We start from the raw sequence: 13,254 nt of genomic DNA on the forward strand, positions 1-13,254 counted from the left end.
CTTTGGCAAAGGTCATTGGAGTAGAGTTTTGGGGATAGGAAATGGATAAGCGATCGCTAGTAATGTGTGCAGGAGTGGTAACACTCATGATGAGTGGATGTAGCACGGGCGACGATGCAAGTAGCTCGTCCAGTCCTTCCCCATCCGTTGCTCAAAGCTCTGTTAATCAAGGCTCAACAGCAACACAATCCTTCTCTAAGCCGCTTGTGGCAGAGAAAAATGCAACTAAAAGCAATAGCCGTGCCCGCGTTGCGGGTTTACTGCAATCAACCGAGCCTCTAGAGCGGGCACGGCAAGTTCAGGCAAGAATCAACAAAAAAGGGCAAAAAGACCCGTTCTCTGGGTTGCCTCCCGTTTTGTCTTTCAATCTTCCAGCGAGTAATGCTCCTTCTCAAAGCCCGAGTAATGGTTTGCCATCGTTACCAGCATTCCCTGTCGCTCCAGAAGTGTTGCCCTCGTTTCCAACTGTGGCGACAGCCTCTTCTGGTGGGACAGCTTCTCGTGGATCGGCTACTCGTGGGACAGCTTCTGGTGGGACAGCTTCTCGTGGACTAAGCCCTTCAAACCCTGGGAAATCCGCGATCGCTGCATTACCACCACTCCCACTACCCACGTTGGCTGAAGCCGTAGAGGTGTCAGGTGTGATTGTGGTGAGTGGAGTGCCGCAAGCCATTGTCAAAGCGCCAAACGAATCAACGAGTCGCTATGTTGGAGCAGGGCAACGCCTCTCCAATGGACAGATTCTCGTCAAACGCATTGAAATGAACAGGGGTTCTGATCCGATCGTGGTTTTAGAGCAGAATGGCGTTGAGGTATCGAGAGGGGTTGGTGAAAAAGCAACGCCAACTCAAGGCACACCCACTGCCATGATGAGAGCTAAAAATATCCCTCAAGTTTCTTAAGGTCAGCCCTAACTACAATTTGCAACAGTTTACAGCAACCTCTGGGAAACAGACGTTAGAGTGAAAGTACTGCTTTGACCCTTCGCACATTTTTCCCGGAGTTGTTGTTATGACAGCGACTAACCAGCCTAGAGATGTTTGGAGTTCTCTTCTTCCGGAACCTCTGCCGACTCAAGATACAGAGTTGCTAAGACAAATTGGGTTTATTCCTGGACTGAAAGAACTGTTGATGGTCAGACAAGTTCATGCATTAGAACACGCAACTGTCTGGGTTTTAAGTGGTGCTTCTGATCCGTCGATTCCTGACATCGATTTCAATGCGAACTGGACTGATACAGGTAATCTCGGTGGACTATCGACGGAACAAGGATTTTATCTCTACGGTCAGGTTGAAACTTCGGAGGTCCGGCGGGCGGCTAGAGAAGCACTGACTCGAATGAAGGGCGGAGAATGGAACTTAGCCGTTCATCCGCGCTGTGGAACTAATTTTTCGGTCGGAATGCTATTGACGGCATCGCTGGCATTTAGCGTTCATTTACTGTTGCCGCGAGGTCCGATTGAACAATTATTGGGATTTGGGTTTGCCGCTTCTACAGCGACTCAACTGACTCCAGAACTTGGACGTCTGGTACAGCAGTATATTACAACTGCCGTTCCATTCAATTTGACGATCCAGGACGTTGCGGTTATCGCAGATCGCAAGGGCGAGCCAGATGCTTGGGGACGCCCTACTCATTTCATTCAAACGGCATGGGTTAATTAACATTGTTGATTAGCAATAAGGAAAGAGTGACTAACCACTAAAAAAGTAGCCCCCACGAGGCTACTTTAGTTAGACGAGGCTAAAACTAAGCAGACTAGCCAATTTCAACCTGTCCAGTATCCACAGTAGAAGATCCGTTCACATTATTAGCAATTTCAACGAGCCGATTGAGGGTATCTTGACTCGGGGCTTTGCCCTTGAGAACCACAGTGCTTCCAGTCTGAGCTACCCAGACGGTGTCACAATCCGCAACTTGAGAATCTTGGTCAAACGCTAGAGCAACTCGCTTTGCTAATCCACTTTGATCGTATTCTCCGTTTAGACCTATCCGTTCGGGCGCGATCGTTTCCCCTGCCGGAGCTTGGGCAGTGGCTTGAGGAGCCGCTTGACCACTAATTGCCTGCTCAGGGTTTTGGGGCTTTTCCATGCCGAACAGTCGTTTTAACCAACCCATAACTTTACTAACTCCAAAACAGCTTTCTAGACCTGAACATAGACGGTAGACGATTAGCCCGTCCTACTAGATCCGTCGTAGGAGAGAAAAATCTTTGCGTTCAAGGTTCACGAGTTCTAGCAAGTGCAATTGCTTTGCAAGTTCTGAAAGAGTTCTCAATGCAAACTTGATTGAACCGCAAAAATTCCATCTGATGAATGTAATGTCAAGATTTCTGTAAAAAGCAGCTTGAGGCGGCGAGAAGAGCTTGGGGATAATTACGTTGCGCGATAAAATGAACTTTCATAGGTGGTGCAAGCTTAAACAGTTTGCATCGTTAGCCTTTATAGACAAAGCCGATCGTGATGAAGCACACACTCTCTGTTCTAGTTGAAGACGAAGCCGGAGTTCTATCTCGGATTGCAGGATTATTTGCTCGTCGGGGCTTCAATATCGAGAGCTTGGCAGTGGGTCCGGCAGAGCAGATGGGGGTCTCTCGAATTACGATGGTCGTGCCAGGGGACGATCGCAGCATTGAGCAATTGACCAAGCAACTCTATAAGTTGATCAACGTGATCAAAGTCCAGGACATTACGGAAGTACCGTGTGTTGAGCGGGAATTGATGTTGCTCAAGGTGAACGCCGGTAGCACGCATCGCTCAGAAATTGTTGAGTTGGCACAAATCTTTCGAGCGAGAGTCGTAGACGTTGCGGAAGATTCTCTGACGCTAGAAGTAGTGGGCGATCCGGGAAAAATGGTCGCGATCGTACAAGTTCTCAATAAGTTTGGGATTCGAGAAATCGCGCGAACAGGAAAAATCGCTCTGACTCGGGAATCGGGAGTTAATACAGAGTTTCTCAAATCTTTGGAAGCGAAAGTGTAGAAGTTATTCTATCTACCCGCGATCAGTACGACAGAATAAATTGCCCTCCCATTGTGCAAAAATCTCCGATTTCTCGAAGAAATCGGAGATTTGAATACGCCGCTCTTTAAATTCACGGACTTAGCGATCGTTATAGAACTCAAAATCCTACTGGATCAATGGTTTGCGGAAAGCGAGTGTTAGGGCGTATACGGGACACCTTGCCGCATCTCACCTGAGAATCTTCGACCATCGGCAAAAGTGAGCGTTCCTCGACCATCGGCAACGCCTTGCCGCAGTTCGCCTGTATAGCTGATATAGGGATATCCGGGCGGGAAGGAACATGTTCCTTTGCCTTCTAAAGAGCTGTTGTAGTATGTCCCTTGACAGCGAATGCCGTTTTTAAAGGTGATTGTTCCATTGCCTTTCGCTTGACCTAGATAAAAGCCACCAGTGTAAATGTTGCCACTGCTATATATGAACTTGCCTTGCCCATGAGGATGCCCGTTTCGCACGGCTCCGGTGTAGCGATCGCCGCTGGCAAAGATGAAGCTTCCGTACCCGTGAGGCTGACCGTTTCTCATCTCGCCTTCGTAGCGATCGTTATTCGCAAACAGGAACATGCCGCGACCACTGGGTACACCATTGCGCACCGTGCCTTCATAGCGATCGCTGTTGGAGTAGACCAACACTCCCGATCCATTCGGTAATTTATTGCGGACTTCGCCTGTGAAGTACTTATACTTCGCGGGTGCTAGATCCTTATCACCGCTACTGTAGACGCAAGTGACGTTGGAGCCGGATGAAGCTTCACATGTGGGGCGAAGCGCGGCGTCCGCTGAAGCGGCTGCACTTGTGGGCAGCGCATGAAGAACGAAGGCGATGCCTAGAGTAGAAGCCGCAAGACTTCCAAAGTGATGTTGACGAATCATAAGTAATGCGCTCTCTTCGATTGGCAAAAAAGCTGATTGGGATTTGTAACAATGCCTTATGAATACAGAGTGCCCGAAGAATTTTTAGAGATAACGCAAACCCGCCAAACGAAGGTAGTTTTGTAGAGCCTATGGTTTGACGATCGTAGCGCCCTTGTAAAGATGCGATGCATTGCGTCTTTACAACACGGCATCAGGGTTGATCAACAAGGTTTACACTACTAGCAACGACAGGATTAAAACCAAAAAATCAGCATTCTTTAAGGATGCTGATGAAATTGTCGTTCGAGTTAGACAAATCTAACGCATCAAAAGTCACTTACCTATCAAGCATCGGGAAGTTCTAGTAAGGATATGCGATCGTCACACCCGTACCACCATCTGCGCGATCAGCAAGTTCAAACCGCTCAATGCGCGGATGCTGTCGCAAAAATTCGTGAACTCCCTGGCGCAGTTTTCCGGTTCCATGACCATGAATAATCCACATCGCACCCTGAATTTCTGAAATCGCTCGCTCTAGCGCCACTTCTGCATCAGGCACACGACTACCGCGAATATCGATCGTGTTTCGAGCCGTTCGGATCGCCGGAGCAGGAGGGGGTGGCGGGGGGGCAGGAGCCATCTTTTTAGCGTCTTGAGGTTTGGGTTCTTTCTTGACGGGCTTCTCACCGTCTAGCGATTCTACATCGTCGATCGGAACGGTCATCTTCATCAAGCCGAAGCGGACGCTCAGTTCTTCATCATCTGAGATGGCGAGAACTTCAGCCGTCTGACCGAGACGAGGAATGCGGACGCGATCGCCCACTTTTGGACGGTATCCGGGCTTCGGCTTCGGCTCCTGCTTCGATGGTAAGCGGTGCGCAGCGATCCGGTTTAGAGCATCTGTTGCCTGTTGCGCGTCTTGAGCGGTGACATTGCCTTGCTGAAGCTTGCGAATGACTTTAGCGATTTCTGACTTGGCTTGCGCGATCGCCTCTTGCACGGCTAATTCTTGCTGCTGTTGAAGTTGTCGTTCACGATCGCGCAAATTCGCCGCTTTTTCAGACACTTCTTGATAGAACCGTTCGGCTTGCTGCACCAGTTGCGCAGCTTCTTGGGCTTTGGTTTCTTGCTGGCGACGTTGAGCTTCGAGTCCAGCAATGACTTGATTAACATCTTCAGTCGCGCCGCCAACGTGAGTTTGCGCCTGCTGAATCACAGCCTCATTTAGTCCTAGACGACGCGCGATCGTGAGGGCGTTGGAGCGTCCAGGAATGCCCCATAACAAACGATAGGTAGGAGAAAGCAATACGTCGTCAAATTCGACAGAGGCATTCTCAAAGCGATCGTCGTCATATTTGAGGGCCTTCAATTCGCCAAAGTGGGTCGTAGCGATCGTTAAGGAGGCATGATCCGCGAGGTACTTGAGCAACGCGATCGCTAGAGCAGACCCTTCAGTTGGATCCGTACCCGCCCCGACTTCATCAAGGAGTACAAGCGAATTGGCGGCTTGATGCGGCGCTTCGGCTGGTGTTTCGCTTGCGGCTGGGGCAGCCGTGTCAGGGACTAGTGCATTGAGAATTCGGCTAATTCGGCGGATATGACCTGAAAAAGTGGATAGACTTTGTTCTAGTGATTGCTCATCCCCAATATCGGCTAAGACCTGATCAAACCAAGGCAACTCAACAGGTTCACGGGCTGGAATGAATAGCCCTACTTTTGCCATCAGAACGGCTAGTCCTAAGGTCTTCAGCGTAACAGTTTTGCCACCTGTGTTTGGACCCGTGATAGCAACCACGCGGGTATGAGGCTGAATTCTTAAGTCAGTCGGAACAACTGAGTTTCCTTGCTCATGCTGTTGCTGCCATATCAACAGCGGATGGCGCAGTTGACGCAATACGATTGGTTCAGACCGCTGACCAGCTTGATGTCCAATGAAGCGCGGCGGATTTGCACCGAGCCAATAGCTGTATCGCGATCGCGCGGTTGCTAAGTCCAGCGTGGTGCAAATTGCTAACAGCCGCTCTAAATCGTCCTTAACGGTCGCCACTTGTTCGCTTAAGACTCGTCGTACCGCTTCTTCTTCAACCTGCTCTTGGCGCTGAAGCTGACGAAGCTGATTATTGAGCTGCACAGTTTGATGCGGCTCAACATACAGCGTTGCTCCGCTCATGGACGTATCGTGGACGATACCAGAAATGACATCTTTATGCGTAGCTTTGACCGGAACGACAAACCGACCTTCCCGCTGCGTGATCAATTGCTCTTGAACAGCGCTGGCATGTCGTCCCATCAGTTTTTGCAGCAGGTCATGGATGCGATCGCGCACCTGACGTTGTTTATCTCGAATTTCAGCTAACTTCGGGCTTGCCCGTTCACTCACCTTACCGTCATCATTGATGCATCGATAAATTTCCTGCTCGATTTCAGGGTAGGTTCGCAATTCTGATACCAAATCGTTCAGAATGACGATATCAGAATGGTTATCGATGGTGCGTCTTAACGTTCTTGCACCCGATAATGTTGTTGCGATCGCAAGTAATTCATATCCAGACAAAATGCCGTGCCGCACAGCCCGCTCTAACGAACCGCCAATATCATCAATTCCATCAAAGCTGAGTGCTGTAGTAAGCTGATTTTCTAGCTGATAAACGTCCTGCGTTTGCGCCAGCAGCACTTCTGTCTCTACCTGAGTAGCTGGAATTTTAAGCTGACGAGCCGCGATCGCGCCCAACTTGGTCGAAGCAAAGGTCGCTAAATGTTGGCATAGTCGCGACCACTCCAGTAATTCTAAAGTTTCGTTTTGAATCAAGGTGCAACTGTTTCAATTAAAGCCACTATCTTAAATTTAGAAGGTTTTAGAGAACTTTGCACTGTCGCAAGGATTATTTCAAATCACCACTGGTTCTCAATGCATTTCTTAACCCACTAAAGGCTAAAAGAACAGAGGATAAATAGACACCCACCCTACTTTTGGTCTGGACGAAATAAATGTAGAACTTCAAGCGCAACCCAAGACTCGCATCAAAGAAAAGCTGCTGCGCGATTGCAATCTGCATACGATCGTCCGGTTGCCCAATGGTGTGTTGCCCCTACACCAGCATTGGGCAACCGGACGTTCTGTTCTTCACCAAAGGGGAGCCAACGAGTGAGGTCTGGTATTATGAGCATCCCTATCCACAGGGAGCGCAGTCTTATAACAAGACGAAGCCAATGCGCATTGAGGAGTTTGAGGTGGAAAAAGCTTGGTGGGAGAACCGCGAGGAGACGGAATATGCTTGGAGAGAGTCGGTTGAAAGCATTATTGCGAATGGCTATAACTTAGATATTAAGAACCCTATGCGATCGCAGACAGCCACGAAGACCCACTGGTGCTGAAGCAATATCAGGAAGCTGCAGCAGCGGCAGACCAGACGCGGTTAGCATTAAAGGCAGCATTGCAATCGTGTTTAGAGGATCGAACGGGAGGCAAACAATGAGTGAAAATCTTTTACAACGTATTACTCTCAACTCAGAGATTTGTCACGGAAAGCCTTGTGTGCGGAATTTAAGGTATCCAGTTGAGTTTTTGCTAGAGTTGCTCAGTTCGGGGATGACGACTGAGGAAATTTTGGCGGACTACGACGATTTAGAAACAGAGGATATTCTGGCTTCGCTGTTGTATGCGGCACGTTTAAGCCAGGTGAAGAGTATTTATAAGTTTGCCTCATGAAGTTTTTGGTGGATGCCCAGTTACCTGTGCGGTTAGCACAATGCTTACGAGATGCAGGTCACGATGTAGTCCATACCCGAGAGTTACCTGACCAAAACGCAACACCTGATTCTGTGATTAATCAACTTTCAGTCGATCAGGAGCGAGTTGTGATTACAAAAGATGCAGATTTTTTGGAGTCGTTTTTGCTTCAACAACGTCCCTACAAACTTCTGCTGGTGACAACAGGGAATATCAGAAACTCTGAATTGGAGACATTATTTGGGAATCATCTGACTCAAGTTATTGAGCTATTTGAGCAGTATAATTACCTCGAACTCAGCCGTGATGCATTGATTGTGCATTGATAAATTTAGAACACTTCTATACGATCGCCCAAGCACCCAACGGCATCGCAAAACTACGATCGCTCATCCTCGATCTAGCAGTACGGGGAAAATTAGTCCCGTAAGATTCAGAGGATGAACCTGTAAAAAAACAAAACGACCCAGTATCGCTACTAGATCGTCTTTTTAGTGGAGCTGACGGGAGTCGAACCCGTGTCCAAACTAGGTATTAGTACGCCACTCATTCACAGGTTTAGCTTTTCTAGTCCTCAAAGCGGGAATCGTTCATTATCCCGAACGATGGGATTCTCTAGTATTGTCTTAACTAGCCGACCGACCAGAGGCGAGCGTCTAGAGCAGCCGTTGGGGTTAACTCACAATCCTTAACGGCGTCGAACTGTGAGTGCTCAAACCTAGAAGAGGTTTTTAATTAGGCAACTGCTGCTGCCTTGCGAGCAAAAGGAACGATGTTGTTTGCATCTATTCTTTTGAGCCTGGATTTACGAGAGTAGACTCCCTCTCGACCTGCATAGCGTATCGTTCGCTAGCCCGTCGAAACCGTTACAGCCCCAAGTGTTCCTCAATTATAGCGCGAAATTTTGGGATTTGAAAAGTTGTCTGGATGCCCAATCATCAGAATGGTGCATGATTTGAGGGCAGCATTAGACGCAGCAGACTCAACAAAAACAGTGAGGATCGGGTGGATGACGGGAAAGAATTAAGGTAGCGATCGCGCACAACAACCAATTAGGCGAGTCCTCCAACTCAACATTGCGTACGTGAGATAACACAGCTACCAAAAACTATGGAATGGTACTGTAAGGTCAGCGGTAGGGTTGCAGGAATCAGAATGACAACGGTAAATTATTAATTAGAAGAATAGAATCGGGTCGCTTTGCCACGCAGAATTAGGCAGCGTTTGCTCTGCCTAAATGCCAGTTCTTTGCATCTGCTCAAATACCTTTCAATACTTTCAAGGCGGAGATTCTTTGATGACTAAACTGTTGTTGAAGTTTGGGATTGGGTTAGTGCTATCCCTCAACGTAACGCCTGCTACCCTTGCTGCTGTCCAATCTGCTCCTGTTCAAGAAGATTCGCCCGTCGCTTGGTCTCAGGTGATTAACGATCCGTTTGATGGTTCTGTTGTTTACGATAAGCACTTCACAAATAGGTTCGCTTTTATCAGTAGTTGGTCAAAGCAAGGAATTCGCGCCACCTATGTTAAAAAAGATTCAATTTTGATCGGCTACGAGACTGTTTGGGAAACTCGATGGGTTCCTGATGCCTACTGCGATCGTCGTAAGAGCAATCGATGCAAGTCTAGAAAAAGACAAGAAAGCTATCCCACTCAACGAGCCGTGTATCGCGAAGTTCGGACTGACTTGACTCCCCGGAGAATCTTACTCGCTGTTCGAGGTCAAGTTTATACCTACGAATCGGGTTCTGTTTCTCCTGATCTGGCGATGGCACTCTCCAATGCTCCAGATGAAAATACACGAATTCGATTAGAGTGGGAGAACGGCGGAACTAGCGATATCGAAATTGGAAAAGGCACTGTAAAAGCTTGGAGAACGATCTTTAAAGTGCAAAAGTAGGGTCAGGGCGTGGTTCTTGCTGGTAGAGAATGTCTGCAAAGGTTGCTCGCTGGCAGCGGACTAGATAGCGAATGTAGCAAATTAGCTTCTAAGATCTGTTACGACTTTTACCATGCTTGCTGCCAACATATTGTGACTACTGATAACCTGCTGCTTGAAGGGCAAATAAGTGTGCATACCGCCCCTTCAAATCTAATAGCTGTTCGTGACTTCCTTGCTCGGTTACTTCTCCAGCAGACATCACCATAATTCGATCTGCCATTCGCACGGTGGAGAATCGATGGGAGATGAGGATTGCCATTTGGTTGGGCGTCATTTCTCGAAACCGCTCGAAGATTTGAACTTCAGACTCAGCATCCATTGCAGAAGTCGGTTCATCTAACACTAAAATGTCGGCGCTGGTTCGCATAAATGCGCGAGATAAAGCGATCTTCTGCCATTGTCCGCCTGAAAGTTCTCGACCTGCTTTGAACCAACGACCGAGTTGCGTGTCGAATCCATCCGATAGTTCATCAATGAATGGTAATGCATTGCCTTTATCTGCGGCAACACCCCAGCGATCGCGATCGTCTAAATTGACGACATCACCAACCCCAACATTTTCACCCACGCTAAATTGATACTTCATGAAGCTCTGAAAAATCACACCGATGCGACGCTGTAGAACAGCCGTGTCCCACTGTTCTAGCTTCAATCCATCTAAGAAAATTTGTCCAGAAGTAGGCTCGTAAAGCCTTGTTAGAAGTTTGATCAGCGTTGTTTTACCTGAGCCGTTTTCACCCACGATCGCAAGCTTCTCTCCCGGTTTGAGATGAAACGACACATCATTGAGCGCAGGCTTTGGGTTTCCAGGGTAGTAGAACGTGACGTGTTCAAATCGTATTCCGTCTTGCGGTGCAATGCCTTGGACTGCCTGCCCCATTGGTTCGGGAACTTCTTCTTCTAGAAACTCGTACAGGTTGGAGAGGTACAGCGAGTCTTCATACATACCTCCAACTGCCGTTAAAATCGAGGCAAACGCTGTTTGTCCTTGCCGAAACACCACGAGATACATCGTTAGTTCGCCAAGCGTTATTTGTCCGGCGATCGTTTCCCAGACAATCCAAACATAGGCCCCATAGAATGCGATCGTACTGACCAAGCTCAGCAGATAGCTCCACACGCCGCGCCGAATCGTCAGGTCACGATCTTCTGCGTATAGACGGTAGAAAATCGCTCGATAGCGATCGAGTAGCATTCGTCCCAACTGATAGAGCTTAATCTCCATCGCAGGAGCTTCATTGGCAATGAGCCATTCTAAATAATTTTGCTGTCTCGATTCGGGTGTGCGCCACTGAAACAGCCGAAAGGCTTGTCCAGCGAATCGCGTCTCAGAAACAAAGGCGGGAACGGCAGCAAGCATCAGCACCACAACGGCCCAAACCGAAAACTGGATCAGCAGTCCCCCATAGGTGATGATGGTGAGCGAGTCTTGCACCAATCCAAACGTGCGCCCGACGAGGCTCAATGGCCGACTGGACGCTTCTCGCCGCGCCCGCGTCATCTTGTCATAGAATTCTGAGTCTTCAAAGTGAGCCAGATCGAGAGTGAGGGCTTTTCCTAAAATCAGTTCATTCACCTTCTGCCCGAGCAACACTCTCAGTAGCGACTGACACAAGGCGATACCTTGGCGGCTGCCCGTTTGCACTGCCACGACAACGGCTTCAAATCCCAAATATCCGATCGCTGCCCAGCGATCGCTAGCAGAGCCAGTGCGAGATGCCAGTACCACAGTATCGACAATCAGCTTTCCGGCGTAGGCAATGATCGCCGGAACCAACCCAGAAATTAGGGTAAACAGGGCAAGTACGATCGTCAATCTGCGATTGGTCGTCCAAACTAATTGAATCGCTCGTCCACAGTAGCGAAATGTAGATAAAAGCTGAGAGACACCGCGAATCATGTTCAACAATTACTAGTCCATTTGTTTCAAAGAGAGCTATCACTCCCTATATTCCAGTATCTCGAATCGCCCACCCTTGTCTCGTTTGCAGGGGGTTTGGGGGAGGCAACCGTCCCCCAATGGGGTTTGGGGGCAAGCCCCAAGGGTCGGACACCGAGATTCAGGAAGAGTCAAATACCTTCTAGCCTACACTCAGCCTCTTGAATCGCAAAATTGTTGCAGAACCCAACGCTATCCGAATCACTACGTCCAGTACAAGATCTTAGCGCGAGGAAACCGCCGCCCAATCTCGCGCTCAAAAAACTGACGCAACTCGCGCATCGTCTTCGCGTCATAGACATACTTCATGCCGCCGAACTTATTGCGCTTCACCACCCGCGACGACTCATCCAAATCTAACTTGGTGTTGGGATACCAACTAAGCAAGACATCCTTCGATCCAGGAGTAAACCGATGGGTGATCAGCTCCACCGTCAGATCGCAATCGAAATCCAACTCCTCAGACATGTTATCGAGCAACTGGGTATATTGCTCTTGCCAATCGGGAATCGGCATAATCGGCGCAATCACTACTCCGATCGGATACCCGCCTTCTAAACCTAAGCGCCGCAATCCGCGAAGTCGAGCCGAAACAGATGCTGTACCGCCTTCTAAGCGATCGCTAATCGATGCCGCATTCACGCTAGAACGGCAACGCGTGTGTCCATGATGAGGCAGGTCTAACAGACCCTCAACATTGTCAAACTTCGACACCCAGCGCAAATAGCCATCCTCACGAGTACCAAAATAGCGAATCGCTTCAGCTAAGCTTCCGGTCAAGTGCTCAATGCCTAGCGGATCGGTATAACAACTCACTTCATAGCTCGTCTCGCTGCCCGATCGTTCATAGGCAGCTAAATTACCCAAAATTTGCGGCAGGTTAGCATACACCCGAATCACAGGCGGCCCTTGCAAGCTGCCTGCTAAATAGCAATATTGGCAGTGGGCAGGGCATCCCTCTGCAATGTGAAACTGCCAATCGGCAGAAGGAGGAATCGGACTCAGCTTAAACTGTCCTTTGGGCGCATTCACAACTGCTAACGTCCGCTTTGCAGTGGCATAGGTCTCTCGCTCAGTGTCGCCACGCAAGCCCGTCAATCGATTCTGCTTCAACTCGTTCATGGGCAAGCCTAACGCCTGCACCCGCTCAAGAATCTGCTGTCCCCACGGCTCCTTCAGAGCGTCAGGGGTAAACATCACCCGCTCTGGCATCCACAAACGCGCCTTGCGAATTCCACTATCAGAAGCATCAGCAATCGGTGAAGCAACCATCGTCACAGAACTAGTCATGCTTTCTCTATATGTCTCAATAGCTCTATTATGACAACGATTCTAATTGCTGTAATCTACACGCTGAGCGGCTTATACGCTACTTGAGATAGAGGTATCTTCCGTTGATCTGCTGGAGCAGTGCAGGGATAGTGAAGAGGTCAGTTGTGAGTATGAACGGTAAATTTGGGTTGAAATGTTAGGCATTCTGTTGAAGAAGTTGCCAAATTTGCTTCAGCGTAGAGTTGACAAGAATTTTTTCTGCGATCGTACCGTCTGCTTTGTCAAACAACGGCACAACACGGGTAGTGTATTCGTTTGTAAATCCAAACGCTATCAATTCTTTGGTGTAAGACTGTTCTCTAACCGGATCGCGTCCTTGGGCTAATAGATCTAAATACTCCCTATCCGACAGTTCTAAATCAACAACCTGTGGTTCTTGAGATAACACCGTTTTAGCCTCTCAATAATTTTATCTAGGTAGCATATCAGATTTGAA

General features: G+C 48.6%; 13 protein-coding genes and 1 other RNA gene. 7 read left to right on the plus strand and 7 right to left on the minus strand.

Features of this window, described 5'->3' with window-relative positions; genetic code table 11:
* The first annotated feature begins 41 nt into the window (after positions 1–41).
* Both AC5JLB_RS16230 and AC5JLB_RS16235 read left to right on the plus strand, forming a co-directional pair.
* Positions 42–902, plus strand: coding sequence for a hypothetical protein (locus AC5JLB_RS16230; RefSeq protein WP_495874869.1), 861 nt, complete (start codon positions 42–44; stop codon positions 900–902).
* 109 nt (positions 903–1,011) lie between these two features.
* Positions 1,012–1,665, plus strand: a complete 654-nt coding sequence (locus tag AC5JLB_RS16235; protein ID WP_495874870.1) for a DUF6391 domain-containing protein — start codon at positions 1,012–1,014, stop codon at positions 1,663–1,665.
* A gap of 94 nt (positions 1,666–1,759) precedes the next feature.
* On the opposite strand, the gene AC5JLB_RS16240 is transcribed toward AC5JLB_RS16235, so the two are convergent.
* Positions 1,760–2,119, minus strand: coding sequence for a phospholipid-binding protein (locus tag AC5JLB_RS16240; RefSeq protein ID WP_495874871.1), 360 nt, complete (start codon positions 2,117–2,119; stop codon positions 1,760–1,762).
* Positions 2,120–2,463: 344 nt separating this feature from the next.
* Here AC5JLB_RS16240 and ilvN point away from each other — a divergent pair, with 344 nt between their 5' ends.
* Positions 2,464–2,982 carry an acetolactate synthase small subunit gene (gene ilvN, locus AC5JLB_RS16245; RefSeq protein WP_162422217.1) on the plus strand — a complete coding sequence of 173 codons (519 nt, stop codon included), beginning with the start codon at positions 2,464–2,466 and terminating at the stop codon, positions 2,980–2,982.
* 179 nt (positions 2,983–3,161) lie between these two features.
* Here ilvN and AC5JLB_RS16250 read toward each other — a convergent pair whose 3' ends face one another.
* Both AC5JLB_RS16250 and AC5JLB_RS16255 read right to left on the minus strand, forming a co-directional pair.
* Entirely contained in the window at positions 3,162–3,893 is a 732-nt protein-coding gene (locus tag AC5JLB_RS16250; protein ID WP_495874872.1) for an MORN repeat-containing protein, read from the minus strand.
* A gap of 343 nt (positions 3,894–4,236) precedes the next feature.
* A complete protein-coding gene (locus AC5JLB_RS16255; protein WP_495874873.1) occupies positions 4,237–6,684 on the minus strand; it encodes an endonuclease MutS2 in 2,448 nt (815 codons plus the stop codon).
* A 266-nt stretch (positions 6,685–6,950) separates the two neighbouring features.
* Here AC5JLB_RS16255 and AC5JLB_RS16260 point away from each other — a divergent pair, with 266 nt between their 5' ends.
* From AC5JLB_RS16260 to AC5JLB_RS16270, 3 genes are all read left to right on the plus strand, one after another.
* On the plus strand, positions 6,951–7,250 hold the full coding sequence (locus tag AC5JLB_RS16260; RefSeq protein ID WP_495874874.1) for an N-6 DNA methylase: 300 nt from the start codon (positions 6,951–6,953) through the stop codon (positions 7,248–7,250).
* Positions 7,251–7,347: 97 nt separating this feature from the next.
* Positions 7,348–7,584, plus strand: coding sequence for a DUF433 domain-containing protein (locus AC5JLB_RS16265; protein ID WP_495874875.1), 237 nt, complete (start codon positions 7,348–7,350; stop codon positions 7,582–7,584).
* On the plus strand, positions 7,581–7,931 hold the full coding sequence (locus AC5JLB_RS16270) for a DUF5615 family PIN-like protein (RefSeq protein ID WP_495874876.1): 351 nt from the start codon (positions 7,581–7,583) through the stop codon (positions 7,929–7,931). The genes AC5JLB_RS16265 and AC5JLB_RS16270 overlap by 4 nt, the downstream gene beginning before the upstream one ends.
* A gap of 166 nt (positions 7,932–8,097) precedes the next feature.
* Here AC5JLB_RS16270 and ssrA read toward each other — a convergent pair.
* Positions 8,098–8,481: a transfer-messenger RNA gene (ssrA, locus tag AC5JLB_RS16275) on the minus strand.
* A gap of 421 nt (positions 8,482–8,902) precedes the next feature.
* Here ssrA and AC5JLB_RS16280 point away from each other — a divergent pair.
* The gene (locus tag AC5JLB_RS16280) at positions 8,903–9,505 is read left to right on the plus strand and encodes a hypothetical protein (protein ID WP_495874877.1); all 603 of its coding nucleotides are present in this window, start codon (positions 8,903–8,905) and stop codon (positions 9,503–9,505) included.
* A gap of 136 nt (positions 9,506–9,641) precedes the next feature.
* Here the strand turns inward: AC5JLB_RS16280 and AC5JLB_RS16285 are convergent, their stop codons facing one another.
* The 3 genes from AC5JLB_RS16285 to AC5JLB_RS16295 all read right to left on the minus strand — a co-directional run bounded on the left by AC5JLB_RS16285 (position 9,642) and on the right by AC5JLB_RS16295 (position 13,206).
* The gene (locus AC5JLB_RS16285) at positions 9,642–11,447 is read right to left on the minus strand and encodes an ABC transporter ATP-binding protein (RefSeq protein WP_495874878.1); all 1,806 of its coding nucleotides are present in this window, start codon (positions 11,445–11,447) and stop codon (positions 9,642–9,644) included.
* A gap of 243 nt (positions 11,448–11,690) precedes the next feature.
* Positions 11,691–12,776 (minus strand): spore photoproduct lyase family protein, encoded by a 1,086-nt coding sequence (locus AC5JLB_RS16290; protein WP_495874879.1) that lies wholly within the window; start codon positions 12,774–12,776, stop codon positions 11,691–11,693.
* 178 nt (positions 12,777–12,954) lie between these two features.
* On the minus strand, positions 12,955–13,206 hold the full coding sequence (locus tag AC5JLB_RS16295; protein ID WP_495874880.1) for a hypothetical protein: 252 nt from the start codon (positions 13,204–13,206) through the stop codon (positions 12,955–12,957).
* Between the last annotated feature and the right edge of the window lie 48 nt (positions 13,207–13,254).

The organism is Myxacorys chilensis (assembly GCF_059505265.1).

Excerpts from the sequence above, each read along its gene's own strand:
- AC5JLB_RS16230 (WP_495874869.1), top strand. The coding sequence starts at position 42 with ATGGATAAGCGATCGCTAGTAATGTGTGCAGGAGTGGTAACACTCATG.
- AC5JLB_RS16265 (WP_495874875.1), top strand. The coding sequence starts at position 7,348 with ATGAGTGAAAATCTTTTACAACGTATTACTCTCAACTCAGAGATTTGT.
- AC5JLB_RS16235 (WP_495874870.1), top strand. The coding sequence starts at position 1,012 with ATGACAGCGACTAACCAGCCTAGAGATGTTTGGAGTTCTCTTCTTCCG.
- AC5JLB_RS16260 (WP_495874874.1), top strand. The coding sequence starts at position 6,951 with ATGGTGTGTTGCCCCTACACCAGCATTGGGCAACCGGACGTTCTGTTC.
- AC5JLB_RS16240 (WP_495874871.1), bottom strand. The coding sequence starts at position 2,119 with ATGGGTTGGTTAAAACGACTGTTCGGCATGGAAAAGCCCCAAAACCCT.
- AC5JLB_RS16290 (WP_495874879.1), bottom strand. The coding sequence starts at position 12,776 with ATGACTAGTTCTGTGACGATGGTTGCTTCACCGATTGCTGATGCTTCT.
- AC5JLB_RS16285 (WP_495874878.1), bottom strand. The coding sequence starts at position 11,447 with ATGATTCGCGGTGTCTCTCAGCTTTTATCTACATTTCGCTACTGTGGA.
- AC5JLB_RS16270 (WP_495874876.1), top strand. The coding sequence starts at position 7,581 with ATGAAGTTTTTGGTGGATGCCCAGTTACCTGTGCGGTTAGCACAATGC.
- ilvN (WP_162422217.1), top strand. The coding sequence starts at position 2,464 with ATGAAGCACACACTCTCTGTTCTAGTTGAAGACGAAGCCGGAGTTCTA.
- AC5JLB_RS16280 (WP_495874877.1), top strand. The coding sequence starts at position 8,903 with ATGACTAAACTGTTGTTGAAGTTTGGGATTGGGTTAGTGCTATCCCTC.
- AC5JLB_RS16250 (WP_495874872.1), bottom strand. The coding sequence starts at position 3,893 with ATGATTCGTCAACATCACTTTGGAAGTCTTGCGGCTTCTACTCTAGGC.